Below are 22624 nucleotides of genomic sequence, written 5' to 3'. Positions count from 1 at the left end.
TATGTCGGCAGTGCGTTCATATTGTCGCAGTGCGTGCCTCAGCAGATTCCCGTAGCCCGGATGGAGCGAAAGCGTAATCCGGGGCCGCTCGCACGGCGTTTGGCCCGCAGATCGCTCTAGCCGCCGAGGATCCGCCGGCAGGCGTCGACGAACACCTGCGCGCCGGTGACGATATCGGCATCCGCCGTGTTCTCGGTCCAGTGATGGCTGATGCCGCCGATCGACGGCACGAACAGCATGCCCGCGGGCATGACGGTCGCGAGCATCTGCGCATCGTGCCCGGCGCCGCTGGGCATACGGATGGACCGGCCGCCGGCGACGGCCTTGCTCGCGGCTTCGATCGCATCCTGAAAGCCGGAATTCATCATGGCGGGCGCACCAGTGCGCAGCTTCGCAACGGTGACGCTGCAGGGGCCGTTCGCACTGGCTTCGTCCGCCATGGTCCGCAGCAATTGCTCCAGCCGCGCGATCGCCGCCGGATCGTCGTCGCGGATCTGGAACAGCATTTCCGCGCCACCCGAAATGATGCTCGGCGCGCCCGGATCGAGCGTGATGCGACCGGTGGTCCAGACCGTGCGCGGGCCGCAGGCCGCCGGAAAGCGTTCGTCGATCGCCACGCAGAACTTGGCCAGCGCCAGGCCAGCATCCTTGCGCACCGCCATACGTGTGGTGCCGGCGTGGTTCTGCTCGCCGGTAAAATTGATCTGGTACTGCCAGATGCCGACGATGGAGGTCACGACGCCGATCGCGAGGCGGCCGCTCTCGAGCGTGTCGCCCTGCTCGATATGCGCCTCCAGATATCCGACGTGCCGTCCCGGCTCGGCGGCGATGCGCGGGCGTCCGGCGAGCCCCATGTCGGCGAGGGCATCACGCATGGTGCGACCGCTGGTGCGGTCGCGTGCGGTATCGATGTCGGCCTCGGTGACCTGTCCGACATAGGAGCGCGAGCCGAGGAAATGGCCGAAATGTCCCTCCTCGTCGCACCAGGCGGCGACTTCGACCGCGCCCTTCAGCGATGGATCGGTATTGAGCATGCGCGCCGCCTCGAGCGCGTAGATGACGCCGAGCGGGCCATCGAGCCAGCCGGCATAGTTCTGGCTTTCCAGATGCGATCCCGCCAACAGCTTCGGCCCGGGCTTCGCGCTCGCCCCGAAGACATTGCCAATGCCGTCAATCGTCGCCGAGAGGTTGGCCTCGGGCAGCTTCTGAACCAGCCACTCCAGGGACAGCTTGTGCGGCTCCGAGAAGGTCGGCTTGTGCACACCGGTCTTGTAGGCGCCGATGGCGCGCAGTGCATTGAGGTCGGCGAGGACGCGATTGCCGTCGGCGCGGGGCGGGGTATCAGGCATTTTCGGCAACCTTGAGCGCCTCGGTGCGGATCTCCTCGACCAGCCGTTCCTTGAGCTGGACGAATTCCGGCGTGGTCTTGATCTTGTAGGAGCGCGGATGCGGCAGGTCCACATTGATCTCGGCCTTGATCCGGCCGGGGCGCGCGCTCATCACGATGACGCGGCTGCCGAGGAAGATGGCTTCCTCGATATCGTGGGTCACGAACAGCACGGTCTTCTGGTCGCGTTCCCAGATGCCGAGCAGCATCTCCTGCATTAGGGCGCGGGTCTGATTGTCGAGCGCGCCGAAGGGCTCGTCGAGCAGCAGGATTTTTGGATCATTGGCGAGCGCGCGCGCAATCGCGGTGCGCTGCTGCATGCCGCCGGAGAGCTGTTTTGGCCAGTGGTTCTCGAAGCCAGACAGTCCGACTTGGCGGATGAAGGCATCCGCGATCTTGTTTCGCTCCGCCTCGGACACGCCACGCTCGCGCAGGCCGAAGGCGATGTTCTCGCGCACCGTCAGCCAGGGGAACAGCGTGTAGGACTGGAACACCATGCCGCGATCGGCGCCCGGGCCGGTCACCTCGCGTCCGTCGAGCGTGACGCGGCCGCTGGTCGGACGATCGAGGCCCGCGACGATGCGCAGCAGCGTGGACTTGCCGCAGCCGGAGGGGCCGAGGATGGTGACGAAGTCGTTGTTGGCGATGGTGAGGTCGGTCGGCTCAAGCGCCCTGGTCGGCGCATTGCCGTGTCGTGCGGGGAAGGTGCGTGAGACCTGTTCGATCTTGAGGGTGGTCATGCGAGCTTCCAGGGAAACAGCCAGGCATTGAACGCCTTGAACAGGAAGTCCGAGATCAGGCCGATCAGTCCGATCACGATGATGCCGAAGATGATCTGGCCGGTGTTGAGCAGCGCCTGGCTGTCGGTGATCATGTGACCGATGCCCGAGGACGAGCCGATCAGCTCGGCGACGATGACGTAGGTCCAGGCCCAGCCCAGCACCAGCCGCAGGATTTCGGCGATCTCCGGCGCGGAGGAGGGCAGCAGCACGCGGCGGATGATGCCGCGGTCGCTCGCACCTAACGTATAGGCGGCCTCGACCAGATCGCGCCGCGTCGCACCGACGGTCACCGCGACCATCAGGATGACCTGGAACACCGAGCCGATGAAGATGACGAGCAGCTTTTGCAGCTCGCCGATGCCGGCCCACAGGATCAGCAGCGGGATGAAGGCGGAGGCGGGCAAATAACGAGCGAAGGACACGAACGGTTCGAGGAAAGCTTCGACCGGCTTGTAGGCGCCCATCAGCACGCCGAGCGGCACCGCAATGGCTGCCGCGAGTGCAAAGCCGCCGACGACGCGCCAGATCGTCATGCCGATGTCGAATACGAAGCCCTGCTTGGTCAGCAGCTCAAAACCTTCCTGCATCATGGTCAGCGGGTTGGCGAGGAAGGTCTTCGACACATGGCCGCCGAAGGTCGCCCAGGACCAGAGGGCAACGAACAGCACGAAGAACGCAAGGCCATAGACCAGGCGCTGCCTCGATGTCACGGGATCCAGGGGACGCATCAAACTGTCTATCCGAGTGGTCGATTAGGCGCCGATCCCGCCTTGCGGCGGGACCGGCAGCTCATTGAGGCTTACTTGATGAAGCTCGCGTCGTAGAGGTCCTCGACCTTTGGCGCGGCCTTGATGATGCCGATCTCGAGCAGGAGCTCGGCGGCCTCCTTGTTGAAGGTCAGAAAGTCGCCCGCGAAGAACTTCTGGTTCGCGGCCTTGTCCTGCCAGCGAAGATATTTCGCCGAATTGCCGAATTGCTCGCCGGTCTGCTTCACGTCGGCGCCCATGATCTCGTAGGCCTTGGCCTGGTCCTTGGCGATCATGTCGAGCGCCTCGAAATAGCTGTCGGCGAGGGCCTTGGCGGCCTTGGGATTCTCCGTCAGGAACTTCGGCGTGCAGCCGAAAGTGTCCATGACCATCGGGTAGTCGAGCGTGGTGGCGATGATCTTGCCCTTGTCGGGCGCGGCTCGCACCGTGGACAGATACGGCTCATAGGTCATCGCCGCATCGTTCTGGCCGGAGACGAAAGCCTGCGCGGCAGCAGCCGGCTCGAGGTTCACGACGGTGACGTCCTTCACCGAAAGCCCGTTCTTCTTGAGCATCCAGGCCAAGGCGAAATAAGGCGAGGTGCCGGGCGCGGAGGCGGCGACCGTCTTGCCCTTCAGGTCCTTGATCGCGGCGACGTCGTTGCGCACGGCCATGCCGTCGGCACCATAGCTCTTGTCGAGCTGGAAGATCTGCTTGGTGGCGACGCCATTGGCGTTCCAGGAAATCCAGGTCTCGACCGTTGTCGCCGCGCACTGGATGTCGCCGGACGCAATCGCGAGGTGGCGGTCCTTCTGCGGGATCTTCTTGATCGTGACGTCGAGGCCGTTCTTCTTGAAGATGCCCGCCTCCTTCGCCAGCGTCAGCGGCGCAAAGCCGGTCCACCCGGAGATGCCGACGCCGACCTTGACGTCGTCGGCGAGCACGGGGGTCGTGGCCGCGAGGGCAATGATTGTCGCAAATATTGTCGAATTACGCATGATTGTCGTCCTCTTGCCGATCGATGGATTGAAGTCCCGTTGATCATTGTGGTCCTGCATGGACCGTTGCCCGAAGCGTTGCACGAATTGTGCCGACATACCCTCTCAACCTCCCTTGAATCGGGCGACAAGGCGGTGAGAGTCACCGGGATAGAGCAGGCGCACCGCGGTGATGGTGCGTGCGCTGCGCCAGGTGTAGCGGTCGATCACGAGGCAGGGCGCGCCGACGGCGATGTCGAGCGCTTCCGCCGTGCGGTCGTCTGCAACGATGGCGCTGATCGTATGCTCGGCCTCTGTCCATGGGACATGGTGAAGCAGCCAGGAGCCGGGCGGCTCGCGCGAGAAATCCGCGGTCGCGGCGTCAGGCACGGACGAGAGATCGATCAGCCTGTCCTCGACCGCGAACGGTACCTTGTCGGCGCTGTGCCGGCAGGCGATCGCGACCACCTTGCCGGCCTTCTTCACGCCGAGACGGTCGCGGTCGGCAGCCGTCGCCGCGCGCAGCTTGCGGCCGATCAGCTCGTAGCCGTACGAGCGCCCGAGCGCGGTGATCTCGGCGCGGATGTCGGCGATCGTGAGCACCGCCGACTGATGCTGCGGCCGGCGAACGAAGGAGCCGGCGCGCCGCCGCCGCTCGATCAGGTCGGCCTGTGCCAGCTCCGACAGCGCCTTATTCACGGTCATGCGCGAGCAGCCGTAGCGCGCGACCAGCTCGTGCTCGAACGGAATGCGATGCCCGGGCGGCCACTCGCCGGTCAGGATGCGCTTCTCGATGTCGGCGCGGATGCGTTTGTAGAGCGTCGGCTGGTCGGCCGCATCGGTGGCGAGGCTCATGCGACGAGCCTCCCTACCGCAGTGTTGAAGCGTTCGCGAGCGACCTGGCGCAGCTTATGACGACCACCCTCGACCAGCTTCTGGCCGCCGGTCCAGACGCAATCGATCGCAGCGCCGCCCGCTGCAAAGATCCAGCCGTCGATGACCGCGTCGTGCGTGCGGCCCGCCAGCGACGGATGCGCGGCGTCGAGCGTGACGATGTCGGCCCGCGCGCCGGGCGCGAGACCAACGGCTGTCTGCGCCAGCGCCCGCGCGCCGCCAGCGAGTGCATGGTCAAACAGCGTGCGTCCGGTCGAGCGGCCTGCACCGCCGGAGAGCACGTTGCGTTGGCGGTGCTTCAGCCGCTGGCCGTATTCGAGCTGGCGCAATTCGTCGGCGACGCCGATCAGCACGTTGGAATCGGTGCCGACACCGAACAGTCCGCCGGCATCGAGAAACGCGCGCGCCGGAAAAATGCCGTCGCCGAGGCTCGCTTCCGTGATGGAGCAGAGGCCCGCGACTGCGCCGGTCTTGGCGAAGGCGGCGACCTCCTCATCCGTTGTATGGGTGGCGTGGATGAGGCACCAGCGGTGATCGACGGGCGCGTGCTCCAGCAGCCATTGCACCGGCCGCCGGCCCGACCAGGCCAGGCAATCCTCGACTTCCTTCACCTGCTCGGCGGCGTGAATGTGCACCGGCCCGCCGTCGGCAAGCGGAATGATCGCGCGAAGTTCGTCCGGCGTCACCGCGCGCAAACTGTGCGGTGCGATGCCGATATTGGCGCCCGGCAAGTTCGCGATAACCTTGCGCGAGGCCGCCATCAATGCGGCGAACCGATCGACCGAGCAGATGAAGCGGCGCTGGCCGTCATGCGGTGCCGCGCCTCCAAAGGAGCCATGCGCATAAAAACTCGGCAGCAGCGTGAGCGCAATGCCGGAGGCATCGGCAGCTTGCGCGATCCGCGCGGCCATCTCGGCGATGTCGGCGTAGGGCGAACCGTCGCGGTCGTGGTGCAAATAGTGGAATTCGCCGACGCGGGTAAAACCCTGCTCCAGCATCTCGACATAGAGCAGCGTCGCCACAGAAGCGACGTCGTCGGGCGTCATTGCCAGCGCGAAGCGGTACATCGTCTCGCGCCAGGTCCAGAACGTGTCGGTGGAATCGCCGCGCAATTCGGCAAGCCCCGCCATGCCGCGCTGGAAGGCGTGGCTGTGCAGGCTCGCAAGTCCCGGAAGCGCGATGGCATGGCGCTCGTCGCCGGCCGCCGGTGCCACGCCCGGCGTCACCGCCGCGATCGCGCCGGCGGTGACCACCACCTGCACGTCATTTGCCCAGCCCGAAGGCAGGAGCGCGGAAGCGAAATGCAGTCGGGTCATGATCACACGCCGGCTGGACAGAACCGGCTTACGATTATATGTCTAGACATATAAGTCAAGCAATCCGACGGCGAATGGATACCCGCATGGCAGAGCGCTTCGACCGGATCTGGCACAATGCCCGCCTCGCGACGATGCGGCCCGACCGTCCCGACCTCGGCGAGATCGAGAACGGAATCATCGCCGCGCGCGGGGGCCGCGTCGCCTATGCGGGCGCGCGGGCGGATTTTCCCGTTGATGCCGATGCGATCGATCGGATCGATTGCGAGGGGCGCTGGATCACGCCGGGCCTCATCGACTGCCACACCCATCTCGTCTATGGCGGCAACCGCGCGCATGAATTCGAGCTGCGCCTGAAGGGCGCAAGCTATGAGGAGATCGCGCGCGCCGGCGGCGGCATCGTCTCGACGGTGGCGGCGACGCGCAAGGCGAGTGAAGCCGAGCTCGTCGCAAGCGCGCTGCCGCGGCTCGATGCGTTGATCGGCGAGGGCGCGACCACGGTCGAGATCAAGTCTGGCTACGGCCTCGATACCGAGACCGAGATGCGGCAGCTCTCCGCTGCACGCAGCCTTGGCCGTCAGCGTCCGGTCGCGATCCGCACATCCTTCCTTGGCGCACATGCATTGCCGGTGGAGGCCGATGGCGACAAGGATCGTTACATCGACCTCGTCTGCAAGGAAATGCTGCCCGCGGTCGCCAAGGCTGGACTTGCCGATGCCGTCGATGCCTTCATGGAAGGGATCGCATTTTCCGGTGAGCAGACGGCGCGAGTGTTCGAGGCGGCGAGGGGGCTTGGCCTGCCGGTGAAGCTGCATGCCGACCAGCTGTCGAACCTCGGCGGTGCTGCGCTTGCCGCAAAATTCTCCGCGCTCTCGGCCGATCATTTGGAGCATACCGACGAAGCCGGCGCCGCCGCGATGGCGAAGGCCGGAACGGTGGCGGTGCTGCTGCCCGGTGCGTTCTATTTCATTCGCGAGACGCAGAAGCCGCCGGTCGAGACGCTCCGCAAGCATGGCGTTCCCGTGGCGCTGGCGACCGACTGCAATCCCGGCAGCTCGCCACTGACCTCGCTGCTGCTCGCGATGAACATGGGCGCGACGCTGTTCCGGATGAATGTGGCCGAGTGCCTTGCCGGCATCACCCGTGAAGGCGCGCGGGCGCTCGGCCTACTGAATGAGACCGGCACATTGGAGGCCGGCAAATGGTGCGACCTTGCGATCTGGGACATCGAGCGTCCCGCCGAGCTGGTCTACCGCATCGGCTTCAATCCGCTGCACCGCCGGGTTTGGAGGGGGCAGTGACGGAGCAGGACACCTCGATCGTCGTCAAACCGGGGACGGTCAGTCTCGATGATCTCTCGTGCGTGCTCGATGGTGCGCCCGTCGTGCTCGATCCGTCGTTCTGGCCGCGCGTGGAAGCGGCGGCGGAGATTGTCACGAAGGCGGCACAGGCTGACGCGCCGGTCTACGGCATCAACACTGGCTTCGGAAAGCTGGCGTCGAAGCGCATCCCGCCGGACCAGACCGCGCTGCTCCAGCGCAACCTCATCGTCTCGCATTGCTGCGGCGTCGGCCCGGCGACGCCCGAGTCGATCATCCGCCTGATGATGGCGCTGAAGATCATCTCGCTCGGGCGTGGCGCCTCCGGCGTACGCCGCGAGGTGATCGAGCAGTTGCAGGACATGCTGGCGCGGGGTGTCTATCCGCTGGTGCCGCAGCAAGGCTCGGTCGGCGCCTCCGGTGATCTGGCGCCGCTCGCGCACATGACGGCGGTGATGATCGGCGAGGGGCAGGCGATCGTTGACGGGAAAACCGTATCCGGCGCCGAGGCCCTCAAGGCCGCCGGCCTCACGCCGCTGACGCTCGGGCCCAAGGAAGGCCTTGCGCTGATCAACGGCACTCAGTTCTCGACCGCCTACGCCATATCAGGTGTGCTGCGTGCATATCGCCTCGCCCGCGCCGCACTCGTGACCGGCGCGCTATCGGTCGACGCGGCGATGGCCTCGACGGCGCCGTTCCGTCCCGAAATTCAGACGCTGCGCGGCCATGCCGGACAGATCGCGGCGGCTGCAACACTCATGGCCTTGCTCGACGGCAGCGACATCCGCCTGTCCCACCTCGAAGGCGACGAGCGCGTGCAGGATCCCTATTGCCTGCGCTGCCAGCCGCAGGTCGCGGGCGCAGCGCTCGATCTTATCATGCAGGCGGCGCGCATGCTGATCGTCGAGGCCAACGCCGTCACTGACAATCCGCTGGTGCTGGTCGAGACCGGCGAGATCGTCTCCGGTGGCAATTTCCACGCCGAGCCGGTGGCCTTTGCCGCTGACGCGATCGCGCTGGCGCTGTCGGAAATCGGCGCGATCAGCGAGCGGCGCATCGCGACGCTGGTCGATCCCGCGCTGAATTTCGGCCTGCCGCCGTTCCTCACCCCCGATCCCGGCATCAACTCCGGCTTCATGATCGCCGAGGTGACGGCCGCCGCGCTCTATGCCGAGAACAAGCAGCGCGCAGCTGCCTGCTCGATCGATTCGACGCCGACCAGCGCCAACCAGGAAGACCATGTCTCGATGGCCGCGCATGCCGCGCGGCGCCTCTCTGATATGGCCGACAATCTCGCCGCCATCCTCGGCATCGAGCTTCTGGTCGCAGCGCAAGGCATCACGCTGCGCGCGCCGCATGCGACCAGCGCGCCGCTCGTTGCCGTCATTTCGGAGCTGCGCGAGCAGGTGCCCGCGCTTGGCGCTGACCGCTACATGGCGGGCGATCTCGCCAAGGCCGCTGCGCTGGTCGAAGCGGACCTGCTGCCGACCATCGCGCTCACGGCGCTTCCAACTGATCCGTTTCCAAGACTTGATGAAACGAGACTTGACTGAAGAGGTCTTCCGCATGAACCGCCGACTGGACAACGACCGCACCATTCGCGCCCCGCGCGGCAGCGACATCAGCGCCAAGAGCTGGCTGACGGAAGCGCCTTTGCGCATGCTGATGAATAATCTCGATCCGGACGTGGCGGAGCGCCCAAGCGAACTCGTGGTCTATGGCGGCATCGGCCGCGCCGCGCGTGACTGGGAGAGCTTTGACCGTATCGTTGCGGCCTTGCGCAAGCTCGACGGCGACCAGACGCTGCTGGTGCAGTCTGGCAAGCCGGTTGGCGTGTTCCGGACCCATGCGGACGCGCCACGTGTGCTGATCGCGAATTCCAACATCGTGCCGCATTGGGCGACGCTCGACCATTTCAACGAGCTCGACCGGAAGGGCCTGATGATGTACGGCCAGATGACGGCGGGCTCCTGGATCTATATCGGCAGCCAGGGCATCGTGCAGGGCACCTACGAGACCTTCGTCGAGGTCGGGCGACGTCATTACGGTGGCAGCCTCGCTGGCAAATGGATATTGACCGCAGGCCTCGGTGGCATGGGCGGCGCGCAGCCGCTCGCCGCGACCATGGCCGGTGCCTCGATGCTCGCGGTCGAATGCCAGCCGAGCCGCATCGAGATGCGGCTGCGTACTGGCTACCTCGATCGACAGGCGGCGACGCTCGACGAAGCCCTCGCGATCATGGATGAAGCCACGAAGACCAAGAAGGCCGTCTCGGTCGGCTTGCTCGGCAATGCCGCGGAGATTTTCCCGGAGCTGGTGCGTCGCGGCGTGAAGCCCGACATCGTCACCGACCAGACCAGCGCGCATGATCCGATCAACGGCTATTTGCCGAAGGGCTGGACGCTGGCGGAATGGGAAGCCAAGCGCGCGTCCGATCCGAAGGCAGTCGAGCGCGCGTCGAAGACGTCGATGGTCGAGCACGTCCAGGCGATGCTGGATTTCCATGCGCAGGGCATCCCGACGCTCGACTACGGCAACAACATCCGCCAGATGGCGCAGGACATGGGCCTGAAGAACGCGTTCGATTTCCCCGGCTTCGTGCCCGCCTATATCCGTCCCTTGTTCTGCCGCGGCGTCGGGCCGTTCCGCTGGGCCGCGCTCTCGGGCGATCCCGAGGACATCTTCAGGACGGACGCCAAAGTGAAGGAGCTGATGCCTGACGACAGGCATCTGCACAATTGGCTCGACATGGCCAAGGCGCGCATCAAGTTCCAGGGCCTGCCGGCGCGAATCTGCTGGGTCGGCCTCGGCGACCGCCATCGCCTCGGCCTTGCCTTCAACGAGATGGTGGCGCGGGGCGAGCTGAAAGCGCCGATCGTGATCGGCCGCGATCATCTCGACAGCGGCTCGGTGGCGAGCCCCAACCGCGAGACTGAGGCTATGAAAGATGGATCGGATGCGGTGTCCGACTGGCCGCTGCTCAACGCGCTGCTCAATTGCGCCAGCGGCGCGACCTGGGTATCGCTGCATCATGGCGGCGGCGTCGGCATCGGCTATTCGCAGCACGCCGGCATGGTGATCGTCGCCGACGGCACGCCTGAGGCCGCGAAGCGGATCGAGCGCGTGCTGTGGAACGATCCCGCCAGCGGCGTCATGCGCCACGCCGATGCAGGCTACGACATCGCGATCGATTGCGCCCGCGACAAGGGCCTCGATCTGCCGAGCCTTTCGAAGTAGCTAGCTGCGCACTAGCAGCTTCGGCATCGTCGTCTTGGCGCCGTCCATGAAAGTCTGGACGGCGTCGCGGACGATGGCGTCGAGATCGGGCGGAATCGGCGTCGCGTAGATGAACTTGCGGATCGCGAGATAGAAGATTCGGCCGTGCAGGCCCCAGAACAGCTCGGTCTCGCGTTCACTCAATGCGTGAGCTTTTGCGTCGGGCAACTTCAGCTCATGGCGCAGCTCGGCAGCTGCCGGCTCGATGATCTCGCGGCGGACGATATCGAGATAGCGGCTGGTGATGCCGAACGACTTCATGCCGGAGAAGACGAAGATCCGCACCCAATTGTACTCGAACACGCGTTCGACATAGTCGAGATAGAAGCGGGTGAGCCGCACCTCCAGCGGCAGGGCCCGGTCGCGGATCATCGGTCCCCAATCGGGCGACCAGCGGCTGAGATAAACCTCCTGGTAGACCCGCTCGATCAGCGCCTCCTTGCTGGGGAAGTGGCGGTAGATCGCCGAATGCGTGATGCCCATGCGCTTGGCGAGCTCGCGGGTCTGGCCTTCGAAGCCGCGCTCCGCAAAGAAACGGATCGCCTCGTCCACGATCGCGCGCTCTCGATCCGCCGCGCGCATGTTGCGGCGCTTTGGCGCAGACTTGCTGCCTGTCTCGGTCCGCTTGCGGACCGGTCGTTTCGCCGTTCTCTGCGCTTTTCGGGCCATTTCGTCGCTGAATCGCACGCCTCATAGCCTTCATAGCCCAAGGCGCATTTGTGACCAAATGGTCATTTCCTGTTGACCGCTTCCCGGCGGCGTGTCAGGGTTTTGAGACCAGATGGTTACAAATCTGGCATCCCGGCTGGTGAGCCGATGGGATCTCGAGGAAACGGCAGTGAAGGCGAAGGCTTTCAGCTATTTTCGTGCTGCAACGATCGACCAGGCGCTGGACGCTCACGCGCGCGCCGGGGACGACGCGCGTTTCATCGCCGGCGGCCAGAGCCTCGTGCCGGCGCTGTCGCTGCGGCTACAGGCGCCGCGGCTACTAATCGACATCACCCACATTGGCGAGCTGCGCGGCGTCGGGCGCGAAGGCGGCTATTTGCGCATCGGTGCGCTGACGCGCCACTGCGAGATGCTGAGCGAGCCGTTGATCGCCGAGTTCGCACCGCTGCTGCATGCGGCGGCGCCGTTCGTCGCGCATCCGGCCATCCGCAACCGCGGCACGTTCGGCGGCAGCGTCGCGCTCGCCGATCCCGCGTCTGAATTTCCGGCGATGACGCTGGCGCTGGATGCCGAGATCGAGATCGCCGGGCCCTCCGGCTGCCGACGGGTCAAGGCCGATGATTTCTTCATCGACCTGTTCGAGACGGCATTGCAGCCCGGCGAGCTGATTACCGCGGTCTACGTTCCGCTGTTCAAGGCTGATCAGCGCTTTGCGTTCGACGAATTGGCGCGGCGGCGTGGGGATTATGCGCTGGTCGGTTGCGGCATGCTCGGGACTTTCACCGGCGAGCACATCGACGACATCCGTATCTCGTTCTTCTCCGTCGGCAATACGCCGACCCGGGTGAGGGGGGCCGAACGTGCCCTGATCGGCGCGCGTCTCGATGCCGAGCGTATTGCGGCCGCGCAAGGAGCGCTCGAAGGCGATCTCGCCCCGCCCGAGAGCGACGAGGTGCCGCCGGCAATGCGGCTGCATCTCGCCCGCGTGCTGCTTGGCCGCCTGCTCGGACGTCTGGGTGAGGGCGCATGAGCGGCTTTGGCGAAGCACACCTGGAAGATGCCGACGAGACCGTGCGGGTCCGCTTCGTCGTCAACGACCGCAAGGTCGCCTGCGAAGTCGCACCGCGCGAGACGCTGGTCGATTGTCTGCGCAACGAGCTGGAGCTGACCGGTACGCATGCCGGCTGCGAAATGGGCGCGTGCGGCGCCTGCCTGGTGCAGATCGACGGCCGCGCCGTGCACTCCTGCCTGATGCTTGCGGTGCAAGCCGACGGCGCCAGGATCAATACGATCGAGGGTCTCACCGAGAACGGGGCGATCGCCGACCTGCAGGCCGAATTCCATCGCCGCAACGCGCTGCAATGCGGCTTCTGTACGCCGGGCATGCTGATCAACGCCCACGAGCTGCTCTCGCAGATGGCGCAGCCGAGCCGCGAGCAGATCCGCGACGCGCTGTCGGGTAATTATTGCCGTTGCACCGGCTATGAAGCCATCGTCGACGCCATCGACACTGTCGCCAAAGCCCGCAGCGCCGGAGGCACGACATGAGCGCGCCGCTGACCTCGCTCGATCGTCCGAATTCCTATATCGGCCGTTCCGTGCCGCGGCCGAATGCCAAGCGCCTGCTCGCGGGGCGCGGGCGCTATGTCAGCGACCTCCGTCTGCCGCGCATGCTCCATGCTGCGTTCCTGCGCAGTCCGCATGCCCACGCGAAGATCCTCTCGATCAATACCGACGAGGCGCGCGCGCTGGAGGGCGTGCATCTCGTCGCGACGGGCGCTGATCTCGCAAAAATCTGCACGCCCTGGACCGGGACCCTCGATCATTTCAAGGGCATGACCTCCGCGCCGCAATTGCCGCTGCCGCTGGATCGCGTGGTCTGGGCCGGGCAGGCGGTGGTCGCCGTCGTCGCCGAGAATCGTGCGATCGCCGAGGATGCGCTGGAGCTGATCGAGGTCGATTACGAGGACCTTCCCATTGTCGTCGACATCGACGGCGCACGTGAGGCCGGCAGCCCGCCGGTCAATCCCGGCAGCGCGAGCAATGTGTGCTTCCGCAGCCAGCTCGACAACGGTACCGTCGATGACGCCTTCGCGCATGCAGCTCATGTGGTGGAGGAGGAATTCTCCTTCGGCCGCCATACCGCGGTGACGCTGGAGCCTCGTGCCATCGTCGCCGACTACGATCCCGCCGCCGGCATGCTCACCGTGCATCATGGCACCCAGACGCCCTACCAGTTCCAGGACCTCTATTCGCGGCACTATGGCATCCCGGAAGCCCGTGTTCGCGTGATTGCGACCGACATCGGCGGCTCTTTCGGAATGAAGCTGCATGTCTATCACGAGGACATGGCGGTGGTCGGCCTCTCGATCCTGCTCGGCCGCCCCGTGAAGTATGTCGCCGACCGCATCGAGTCGTTTGTCTCCGACATTCACGCCCGCGACCACCGCGTCCGCGCCCGCATGGCGCTCGACGCCAAGGGCGAGATTCTCGCGATGGACGTGCTGGACCTGACCGCGATCGGTGCATTCTCGACCTATCCGCGCACCAGCGTGGTCGAGGGCAATCAGGTGATCCGCCTGATCGGCGCGCCCTATCGCTTTAGGAATTACCGTGCCACGCTGGAAGTAATCTTCCAGAACAAGGTGCAGACCAGCCAATATCGTGCCGTCGGCCATCCCATCGCCTGCGCCGTCACCGAACGGCTGGTCGACATGGCAGCGAGCAAGCTCGGCCTCGATCCCTTCGCCATCCGCGCGCAGAATGTGATCGCGGACGACGCCTATCCGCAGACCTCGCCGACCGGCTACCGCTTCGAGGCGCTGTCGCATCAGGCCTGCCTGAATCGCCTGCATGAGCTGATGAACTATGAGGGCTTGCGTGCCGAGCAGGTGGATTTGCGCAAACGCGGCGTCTACCGCGGCATCGGCATTGCCACCTTTGTCGAGATCACCAATCCGAGTCCCGCCTTCTATGGCGTCGGCGGCGCGCGTATTTCCTCGCAGGACGGGGCGATCGTCAGCCTGACGCCGTCGGGCGAGGTGCGTTGCTTGATCTCGGTCACCGAGCAGGGGCAGGGGACCGAGGCGATCATCAGCCAGATCGTGGCCGATCAGCTCGGCCTTGCGCAGGAGCACGTCAAGGTCATCACTGGGGATACCGAGGTGACGCCGCATGGCGGCGCCACCTGGGCTTGCCGCGGTGCCGGCATCGGTGGCGAGACCGCGCTTCAGGCGACGCGCGCGCTCAAGCGCAACATCCTGGAGATCGCCGCGCTGATTCTTCAGGAGCAGCCGTCGGCGCTCGACATCATCGATGGCGACGTGGTCGATGCAGGCACGCGGAACCAGCGTATGCCGATCGCGGAGATCGCGCGCATCGCCTATTTCCGCTCCGATACGTTGCCGCCGGGCACCCAGGCGCAGCTCACCGTGAGTCACCACTTCGCGCCGCAGGGTTATCCCTTCGCCTTCACCAACGGCATCCAGGGCTGCTCGCTGGAGGTCGATGTCGATACGGGCCTCATCAAGCTCCTGAAGCATTTCATCGTCGAGGATTGCGGCCGGGTCATCAATCCGATGCTCGTGGACGAGCAGCTGCGCGGCGGTATCGTGCAAGGGCTGGGCGCGGCGCTGTTCGAGGAATGCCGCTACAGCGAGACAGGCCAGCTCATGAACGGCTCGCTCGCCGACTACCTCGTCCCGATGCCGATGGAGATGCCCGACATCGTCATCGCCCATGTCGAGACGCCGACCGCCGACACCGAACTCGGCGCCAAGGGCGTTGGCGAGGCCGGCACAGCGGCGGCGTCCGCCTGCGTGCTCAACGCCGTCAACGATGCGCTCGCGCCGTTAGGTGCGACGATCAATTCAATCCCAATCACGCCTGCAAAAGTCCTGAAAGCCCTGAAGCGTTTCTAGAAAAAAGACAGTTGGAGGAAATCATGCCCAGATCCGGTTCGACCCCGAAGATAACCCGCCGCACCGCGCTTGCCGGCCTGTCGGCCAGCGCGGCCCTGCTCGCCATGCCGCGCCTCGGCCGCGCCGCCGACGAGACGATCCGCATCGGTTTCCCGACGCCGCTCACCGGCCCGTTCGCAGCCGAGGCGCGCGACCAGGTCAAATGCGCTGAGCTTGCCGTAAAACTCGTCAACGACAAGGGTGGCATTGCCGGCCGCAAGGTCGAGCTGCTGGTGCGCGACGACAAGCTCAATGCCGGCGAGGCCGCGACGCGTACGCTGGAGCTGATCGAGAAGGACAAGGTGCATGCCGTGGTCGGCGCGCTCTCCAGTGCCGTGCAGCTCGCGGTCAACGAGGTCACCCGTGCCCGCGGCGTGATCTACGTCTCGATCAGCCAGTCCGACACCATCAACGAGGCCAAGGACTTCAGCAAATACACGTTCCACGAGGCGCTGAACCCGCACATGACGACATCAGCCGTGGCCCGGCAGACCCTGAAGAAGGGCATGAAGGTCGCCCATCTCGTCGCCGACTATGCCTATGGCCACGAGATGCTGCGCGGCTTCAAGCGGGCACAGGCGGCGATAGGTGCCGACAATGTCGGCGAGATCCTGCATCCGTTCGGCGCGGCGGATTATTCCACTTTCATGCCACGCCTGATGTCAATGCGGCCGGATGTGCTCTGCATCTCCAACTTCGGCCGTGACCAGGCCAATGCGATCAAGCAGGCGGTGGATTTCGGCGTCAAGCAGCAGATGAAGATCGTCGTGCCCGTTATCCTGCACAACCAGCGCCTCGCCGTCGGTCCTGACGTGTTCGAGGGCGTGGTCGGCGGCGCAAACTATTACTGGGGCCTGGAGACGCAGAGCAAGTCGGCATCCAGCTTCAACACGGCGTTCAAGGCCGCCAATGGCGGCGCGATCCCGACCGATTATGGCGCCTACGGATATTCCGGCGTCGGATCGTTGCTGGCCGCCATGCAGGCCGCCGGCGGCACCGACACCGACAAGGTCGTCGACGCGCTGGAGAAGCTGCAGTACGATTTGACCAAGGGCCCGCAGCATTACCGCAAATGCGACCACCAGTCGGTGCAGTCGGTGCTGGTGCTGGAGTCCAAGAAGAAGTCGGCCATGGCTGGCGAGAACGATCTGTTTGCGATCCTGGCCAACGACGCCGGCTCCGACGACATGCTGCGTAGCTGCAGCGAGCTCGGCCACGCAACCTAAAGCCCTGTCACGATGGACCTGTCGCTGATCATCATGCAGCTTCTCTCCGGGATCGCCCTTGGGGCGGTCCTGGTGATCACTGCGCTTGGGCTGACGATCGTGTTCGGCATGCTCGGCGTGGTGAATTTCGCTCATGGTGCGCTGTTCATGATCGGGGCCTATGCGGGGCTGTATCTGGCATCGCTCACCGGAAGCTTCTGGTGGGGATTGCTTCTGGCTCCCATCCTGATCGGCGCCTTCGGCATGCTGATCGAGTTCGTCCTGATCCGGAGACTTTACGGACGCTCGATCGACGATCCGCTGCTGCTGACCTTCGGCCTCAGCTACATCCTGGTCGAGGGCGTCCGCATCGTGTTCGGCAGCGACGGCATTCCGTTTCCAACCCCGCCGCAGCTGATCGGCGTGCTCGATCTCGGTATCGGCTTCTTCCCGCGCTACCGCCTGTTCGTCATCATGCTGGTGGCGGTTGTGCTGCTGGTGCTCTGGCTGACGCTGGAGAAGACCCGCGTCGGCCTGATCGTGCGCGCCGGCGCGCGCGATCCGACCATCATGCAGGTGCTCGGCGTCGATATCGGCCGCGTTTGGCTTGCGATCTTCGGCCTTGGTGTTGGTCTCGCCGCGCTCGGCGGCGTGCTCGCGGGACCTATGCGGAGCGTCAATCCGGAGATGGGCTCGCTGGTTCTGGCGGAAGCCTTCGTGGTGACCGTGATTGGCGGCCTCGGCTCGATCGTTGGCGCGGTCGTCGCCGGCCTCATGGTCGGCATTTCCATCAGCATGGTGGCGCTGTTCGCGCCGGAGATGGCGACCATCGTCATGTTCGCGCTGATGGCGGTGGTGCTGCTGATCCGTCCGCAAGGCCTGTTCGGTGTGAGAGGGAGGACGGCGTGACGGGACCATCGAGCGGCGAAGCGGTCGCCAAACCTGCCTCCAGCGGGCTCGCCTGGCTGCTCGACCACCGCGTGCTGCTCTCCATCGCCGTGCTGGCCGTGCTGCCCTGGCTGCTGCCGTCCAAGGCGCTGGCCGTCAACGTCCTGATCTACGGCGTCGTGGTGATGGGTTACAATCTGCTGTTCGGCTACACCGGGCTGCTGTCGTTCGGTCAGGCAGCGTTCTTCGGCTCCGGCGCCTACTTCACCGGCATCGCGATCGGCCGCTACGGCGTGCCCTGGTTCGCTGCGGTCCCGATCGCCGTACTTCTCAGCACTTGCCTCGCCGCCGCAATCGGCATCGTCTCGACGCGCACCCGCGGCATCTACTTCTCCATGGTGACGCTCGCCTTGGCGCAACTCGTCTACTACGTCGCGCTTCAGGCAGCCTCCTTCACCGGCGGTGAGAACGGCTTGCGCGGCTTCACGGTCGACCGCATCAATCTGTTCGGCCTTCAGGTCAATTTCCTCGATCCCATCAACAAATACTACGTGCTGATGGCCTTTGCGGCGCTGGCGATGTGGTTCCAGTCCCGCATCCTGAATTCCCCGTTCGGGGCCGTCATCGAGGCGGTCCGCGAGAATGAGCAGCGCGCACGGGCCTGCGGCTATGACGTCGAACGCAGCAAGCTGGTCGTGTTCATGCTGTCGGGCGCGATCTCATCGCTCGGCGGCTGCATGTTGGCGCTGCATCTGTCGATCGTGCCGCTGGACATCCTGCACTACCAGACCTCCGGAATGATCGTGATGATGGTGCTGCTCGGCGGCGCCCGCAGCTTCTTCGGGCCCTTCGTTGGTGCCGCCAGCTTCCTGATCCTGGAGGACGTCATCTCGCTCTGGACGCCGCATTGGCAAATCTTCGTCGGCGCGATCTTCGTGCTGTTCGTGCTGTTCCTGCCCAAGGGCATCTGGGGAACGCTGCTCGATGCCCTCGACAGCGGAAAGGCGCGGCGATGACAGGCGAATTGCTTCGCGCCGAGGGGATCGGCAAACGCTTTGGCGGCTTCGTCGCGCTCGAAGGCATTACCGTGTCCTTTGCGGCGGGACAGTTGACTTCGATCATCGGGCCCAACGGCGCCGGCAAGAGCACGTTCTTCAACATTCTCTCGGGCGCGCTGACCCCGACCTCAGGCAAGCTGCACTTCAAGGGCCGCGAGCTGAATGGCCTGCCGCAGCATCGCTTCGTGCATCAGGGCATCTCGCGCTCCTACCAGATCACGAACATCTTTCCGGACCTGTCGGTGCACGAGAACGTGCGCGTGGCGGCCCAGGCGCTGATCGTGAGTTATGACATCTGGCGCAACCGCGCCCGGATGGTTGAACTGGATGCGCGCGCGGACGCCGCACTCGACGCAGTCGGGCTGCTGGCCAGGCGGAGCGGATTGGCGAAGTTCCTGTCGCATGGCCAGCAGCGCGCGCTGGAGATCGCGGTCGCATTGGTCTCCGAGCCGGAATTGCTACTGCTGGACGAACCGACCGCCGGCATGGGGCCGGAAGAGACCAAGGACATGGTCGCTCTGCTGGAGCGCCTCGCCGACAAGCGCACCGTGCTCCTGGTGGAGCACAAGATGAAGATGGTGCTGGGGCTCAGCAAGCGCGTCGTCGTACTGCATCACGGCCGCCTGCTTGCCGACGGCGCGCCGGACGAGATCAGGAGCAACCCGGAAGTCCGCCGGGTCTATCTCGGACAGAGTGAAGGCTATGGCTGAAACCGCATTGCTCGAAATCGAGGACCTCCACGCCTGGTATGGCGCGAGCCATATTCTCCACGGCATTGCCCTGCACGTGAACGAGGGCGAGGTGGTCGCGCTCGTCGGCCGCAATGGCGCCGGCAAGACCACCACGCTGCGGGCGATGATGGGCCTAATGCCGAAGGCGACGGGCCGCGTCAGCTTCGCGGGCAGGGAGCTGCTGCCGCTGCGCGCCCACCAGCGCTTCCATCTCGGCCTCGCTTACGTGCCCGAGGAGCGGCGCATCGTGCCCGGCTTGTCTGTGCGCGAAAATCTGCGGCTTGGTCTCGTCGCCGCGGGCAGCGAGATCGAGGAGCGCGCGGCCATCGACGAGATCGCTGAAACCTTCCCGCGCCTGAAGGAGCGGCTCGATCAGGAAGGCGTGACGCTCTCCGGTGGCGAGCAGCAGATGCTGGCGATCGCGCGCGCGCTGATCGCAAAGCCCAAGATGATCCTGCTCGACGAGCCATCTGAGGGCATCATGCCCGTCCTCGTCGAGGAGATGGGTGTGCTGTTTCGCCGCCTGCGCGATGAGGGCAAGACGCTGCTGCTGGTCGAGCAGAACGTCGAATGGGCGCTGCGGCTCGCCGATCGCGCCGTCATCATGGATCAAGGCGAGGTCGTGCATCAAAGCAGCGCGGCGGCGCTGCTCGCGGACAAGGACATTCAGGAGCGCTACTGCGCGGTCTGACGTCAGGCCACGACCTTGGCCCCGGTGCCGTCGAGGCGCTGGCCTTCCTTCGCCAGATAGTCGCCAATCGCATCCGCCGGCATTGGCTTGGCAAAATAATAGCCCTGGATGAAGTCGCACCCCAGGCGGCGCAGGCTGTCGAGCTGGGCGCGGGTCTCGACGCCCTCGACGACGCAGGCGATCTCCATGTCGTCGCACAGGCCCGTGAGCGATTTGATGATCTTGTGGCTGACGGGATTCTCGTTGATGTCGGAAACGAAGCTACGGTCGACCTTGATCTTGTCGAGTGGCAGGCGGTGCACGTGGCTCAGCGACGAATAGCCGGTGCCGAAATCGTCCAGCGAAATGCCGCAACCCATCGCCTTCAGCGTCGCGATCGATTGTTGTGCGCGCACGAAGTCGAAGGTGACGGCGGTCTCGGTGATCTCGAAGTCGATCCGGTGTGGCGGCAGCCCACTCCTGTCGATGATTGAGATCAGCGGCAAAATGCCCTCCGCCGCGCAGACGTCGTGCGCCGAGAGGTTGAACGAGATGCGGATGTGATCGGGCCATGTCTTGGCGATGGTGAGCGCGCGAACCAACAGCGCCTGCGTCAGCGGCCGGATCAAGCCGATGCGCTCGGCGGCCGGAATGAAATCGGCCGGCGAGACCAGGCCGAGACGGGCGCTGCGCCAGCGCGCCAGCACCTCGAAGCCGGCGGTGTGCTCGCTCATGGCGTCGACGATCGGCTGGAACACCAAATCCATCTCGGTGTTGAAATCGGCAGTGCGCAGCAGATTCTCGATGACGCCGCGACTGCGGATCTCGGCCTCGAGCTCGCTCGAAAAGATCACGGTTCGGCCGCGCAGGTGACGCTTGGCGTGATAGAGCGAGTAGTCGGCGCACTCATAGAGCGCTTCCGACGTCGTCGAGGAGTCCGGAAACAATGCGAATCCGATCGAGCACGACAGTCCGGTATGGGCGGTGTCGAGCTGGTAAGGCAGCTTGACCTGGCCGCCGATGCGGTCGCCGAGCCGCATCAGATCCATCTCGTCGGGGTCGCCGCACACGACGAGGCCGAACTCGTCGCCGCCGAGCCGGGCAAACTCCACCCGCTGTGGGCCAAAGCCCTCGCAGACCTCGCGGATACGCCGGCCCGCCTCGATCAGGACGCGATCGCCGACCGAGTGGCCGTAATTGTCGTTGATCGGCTTGAAGCCGTCGAGATCGATGATGCCGACTGCGACGCGAATATTCCGGCGTTCGGCATCGGGGAAGGCGCTCGAGAGCTCGGCGAAGAAGCGGCGGCGGTTCGGCAGCTCGGTGAGGGAATCGAGATTGGCGAGGCGGAAGTTCTCGTCCGAGAGCGCCTGTGTCGCCGCCTGTTGTGCCAGCAGCGACTTGCGGCTGGCGACGAGATCGGCGAAATCGCGATAGTAGATGAACAGCACCGTCACCATCGCGCCGGAAACCAGGAGGTTGTTGACCGCGATCGCCTTCAGCGTCGGCTCGCCCGTGGCGAAGAAGAACAGCACATAGGGCAGGTCGACGATCAACGTCACGATCAACGCGGCCGAGCGCAGATGCATCAGCGAGAAGATGCAGCCGATCACGGTGACCGCCATGTAGAAGGCAACCTGGCTCTTGGCAAAGGGATCGCCGTAGGGGTAGAGGGCGAAGGACCAGGCGGTGAATCCGGCGCCGATCGGCAAGGTCAGCCAGTTGGTGGCGCGCAGGTTGCGCAAGATGTCGGCGTCGCTGCGGACCAGGTGACGCTGTCGCAGCCACCAATAGGTTCGCAAGCCTGCGAGCACGGTCAACACGCTTGGCACGATCATCGTCAGCCAGTCCGGCGCCACGTTCACGTAGGTGTAGGCGACGGCGATCGTGTTGCTGATGAGGATGAAGTAGAGCAGCGGGATCTGCTTGGAGAACGCATCGAACTGCGCGCGCGTCAGGTCTGGATTGTCGGCGGGAACGCGAAACAACTGCATTCCGGCGGCGAGATGAGACTTCAAATCGGCAATAGGCATTGAAATACGAGCCCCGGATCCCTCTGAAAACGTGGGCGATCTTGCACGGCGCGGGTAAAGGGCGCGTTAGACCGGGTCTTGCGCGGAAGGCCAGCACAGGTTGCGCGCTACGTCAGGATCGTCCGGCCGCGTGCATTGGTGAGGTCCCGTTAAGGATATCCGGCGGCAGGGGCGTGCGTCTCAGGCACAAGTCGCCCGCAATGACCTCAGCTACGATCTGCTAACCATCGTGTCAGCCGGTGTGCTCGGTACACCTTCCGCCGGCTGGGAGGTGAGGGGCGCCGTCGATGCAGGCGCCGTACGGTTTCAAACGGCGCGGATGTCGTGTGGCTCGACCGCCGTGCAAGTTACATCGTGCCCGGCGTCGCGGGCAACTGCAGGGGGCGGCCGAAAGTGGTGCGCGAGGCCTAGCGTCCGATCGTCACGCCGGCGGTCGAGCGCATGGCGTCCCGAAGGCTGGTTGCCTTCTTGTCGTCGAGGACCTGCCGCGTCAGCACGGTGGTCTGGCCAGGCGTGTCGAGGATCGTCTCTCCGCGCGAGGAGGAGAGCCGATCGGCCTTGTAGGGTGCGGCCGGATCGGTGGCGGGCGCCGCCAGATGATGCGGCCGTTTGCCCGCGGCGAGCGCCGGCTGTGAGATTGCAAAGGCGATCACGACGAAGAGCAATGGCCTTGTGCGCATATGCGATCTCCCATGTCGGGACATCAGCCTAGCA

The 22624-nt window shown here is 65.2% G+C and carries 20 protein-coding genes; 11 read left to right on the top strand and 9 right to left on the bottom strand.

The genetic code is table 11. The features are described 5' to 3' along the window. Positions 1-116 precede the first annotated feature (116 nt). The 6 genes from CVM73_RS16100 to CVM73_RS16075 form a co-directional block, all read right to left on the bottom strand. Positions 117-1349, bottom strand: coding sequence for a Zn-dependent hydrolase (locus CVM73_RS16100; protein WP_100232925.1), 1233 nt, complete (start codon positions 1347-1349; stop codon positions 117-119). Further along, entirely contained in the window at positions 1342-2127 is a 786-nt protein-coding gene (locus CVM73_RS16095; RefSeq protein ID WP_167406863.1) for an ABC transporter ATP-binding protein, read from the bottom strand. Before CVM73_RS16095 ends, CVM73_RS16100 begins: the two co-directional genes overlap by 8 nt. Then, the gene (locus tag CVM73_RS16090; protein WP_100232924.1) at positions 2124-2897 is read right to left on the bottom strand and encodes an ABC transporter permease; all 774 of its coding nucleotides are present in this window, start codon (positions 2895-2897) and stop codon (positions 2124-2126) included. Before CVM73_RS16090 ends, CVM73_RS16095 begins: the two co-directional genes overlap by 4 nt. 71 nt (positions 2898-2968) lie before the next feature. After that, positions 2969-3913 (bottom strand): ABC transporter substrate-binding protein, encoded by a 945-nt coding sequence (locus tag CVM73_RS16085; RefSeq protein ID WP_100232964.1) that lies wholly within the window; start codon positions 3911-3913, stop codon positions 2969-2971. Positions 3914-4018: 105 nt separating this feature from the next. After that, entirely contained in the window at positions 4019-4747 is a 729-nt protein-coding gene (gene hutC / locus CVM73_RS16080) for a histidine utilization transcriptional repressor HutC (protein WP_100232923.1), read from the bottom strand. Beyond that, positions 4744-6102, bottom strand: coding sequence for a formimidoylglutamate deiminase (locus tag CVM73_RS16075; protein ID WP_100232963.1), 1359 nt, complete (start codon positions 6100-6102; stop codon positions 4744-4746). The genes hutC and CVM73_RS16075 overlap by 4 nt, the downstream gene beginning before the upstream one ends. A gap of 86 nt (positions 6103-6188) precedes the next feature. Here CVM73_RS16075 and hutI point away from each other — a divergent pair, with 86 nt between their 5' ends. Genes hutI through hutU form a run of 3 tightly spaced genes read left to right on the top strand, consistent with a single transcriptional unit; the run spans position 6189 to position 10658 of the window. Beyond that, on the top strand, positions 6189-7403 hold the full coding sequence (gene hutI / locus CVM73_RS16070) for an imidazolonepropionase (RefSeq protein ID WP_100232922.1): 1215 nt from the start codon (positions 6189-6191) through the stop codon (positions 7401-7403). Next, the gene (gene hutH / locus CVM73_RS16065; protein ID WP_100232921.1) at positions 7400-8974 is read left to right on the top strand and encodes a histidine ammonia-lyase; all 1575 of its coding nucleotides are present in this window, start codon (positions 7400-7402) and stop codon (positions 8972-8974) included. The genes hutI and hutH overlap by 4 nt, the downstream gene beginning before the upstream one ends. Before the next feature lie 13 nt (positions 8975-8987). Further along, positions 8988-10658 (top strand): urocanate hydratase, encoded by a 1671-nt coding sequence (hutU, locus tag CVM73_RS16060; RefSeq protein ID WP_100232920.1) that lies wholly within the window; start codon positions 8988-8990, stop codon positions 10656-10658. On the opposite strand, the gene CVM73_RS16055 is transcribed toward hutU, so the two are convergent. After that, a complete protein-coding gene (locus tag CVM73_RS16055) occupies positions 10659-11279 on the bottom strand; it encodes a TetR/AcrR family transcriptional regulator (protein ID WP_167406862.1) in 621 nt (206 codons plus the stop codon). A 256-nt stretch (positions 11280-11535) separates the two neighbouring features. On the opposite strand from CVM73_RS16055, the gene CVM73_RS16050 reads away from it, so the two are divergent. From CVM73_RS16050 to CVM73_RS16015, 8 genes are read left to right on the top strand one after another with little or no spacing between them, the layout of a single operon-like run. Beyond that, positions 11536-12396 carry an FAD binding domain-containing protein gene (locus tag CVM73_RS16050; RefSeq protein WP_100232918.1) on the top strand — a complete coding sequence of 287 codons (861 nt, stop codon included), beginning with the start codon at positions 11536-11538 and terminating at the stop codon, positions 12394-12396. Continuing rightward, positions 12393-12914 (top strand): (2Fe-2S)-binding protein, encoded by a 522-nt coding sequence (locus CVM73_RS16045; protein ID WP_100232917.1) that lies wholly within the window; start codon positions 12393-12395, stop codon positions 12912-12914. Before CVM73_RS16050 ends, CVM73_RS16045 begins: the two co-directional genes overlap by 4 nt. Further along, positions 12911-15286, top strand: coding sequence for a xanthine dehydrogenase family protein molybdopterin-binding subunit (locus CVM73_RS16040; protein ID WP_100232916.1), 2376 nt, complete (start codon positions 12911-12913; stop codon positions 15284-15286). The genes CVM73_RS16045 and CVM73_RS16040 overlap by 4 nt, the downstream gene beginning before the upstream one ends. 23 nt (positions 15287-15309) lie before the next feature. Beyond that, on the top strand, positions 15310-16551 hold the full coding sequence (locus tag CVM73_RS16035; protein WP_100232962.1) for an ABC transporter substrate-binding protein: 1242 nt from the start codon (positions 15310-15312) through the stop codon (positions 16549-16551). Between the two features lie 12 nt (positions 16552-16563). Continuing rightward, positions 16564-17439 carry a branched-chain amino acid ABC transporter permease gene (locus CVM73_RS16030; RefSeq protein WP_100232915.1) on the top strand — a complete coding sequence of 292 codons (876 nt, stop codon included), beginning with the start codon at positions 16564-16566 and terminating at the stop codon, positions 17437-17439. Further along, the gene (locus CVM73_RS16025; RefSeq protein WP_100232914.1) at positions 17436-18434 is read left to right on the top strand and encodes a branched-chain amino acid ABC transporter permease; all 999 of its coding nucleotides are present in this window, start codon (positions 17436-17438) and stop codon (positions 18432-18434) included. The genes CVM73_RS16030 and CVM73_RS16025 overlap by 4 nt, the downstream gene beginning before the upstream one ends. Beyond that, positions 18431-19186, top strand: a complete 756-nt coding sequence (locus tag CVM73_RS16020; RefSeq protein ID WP_100232913.1) for an ABC transporter ATP-binding protein — start codon at positions 18431-18433, stop codon at positions 19184-19186. The genes CVM73_RS16025 and CVM73_RS16020 overlap by 4 nt, the downstream gene beginning before the upstream one ends. Continuing rightward, a complete protein-coding gene (locus CVM73_RS16015) occupies positions 19179-19898 on the top strand; it encodes an ABC transporter ATP-binding protein (RefSeq protein ID WP_100232912.1) in 720 nt (239 codons plus the stop codon). The genes CVM73_RS16020 and CVM73_RS16015 overlap by 8 nt, the downstream gene beginning before the upstream one ends. A gap of 2 nt (positions 19899-19900) precedes the next feature. On the opposite strand, the gene CVM73_RS16010 is transcribed toward CVM73_RS16015, so the two are convergent. Continuing rightward, positions 19901-21910 (bottom strand): putative bifunctional diguanylate cyclase/phosphodiesterase, encoded by a 2010-nt coding sequence (locus tag CVM73_RS16010; protein WP_100232911.1) that lies wholly within the window; start codon positions 21908-21910, stop codon positions 19901-19903. A 407-nt stretch (positions 21911-22317) separates the two neighbouring features. Next, positions 22318-22590 carry a TonB-dependent receptor plug domain-containing protein gene (locus CVM73_RS16005; protein ID WP_100232910.1) on the bottom strand — a complete coding sequence of 91 codons (273 nt, stop codon included), beginning with the start codon at positions 22588-22590 and terminating at the stop codon, positions 22318-22320. Positions 22591-22624: the final 34 nt, after the last annotated feature.

This window comes from Bradyrhizobium forestalis, assembly GCF_002795245.1.
Classification (GTDB): domain Bacteria; phylum Pseudomonadota; class Alphaproteobacteria; order Rhizobiales; family Xanthobacteraceae; genus Bradyrhizobium; species Bradyrhizobium forestalis.
This window is presented reverse-complemented; position numbering and strand designations above follow the sequence as displayed.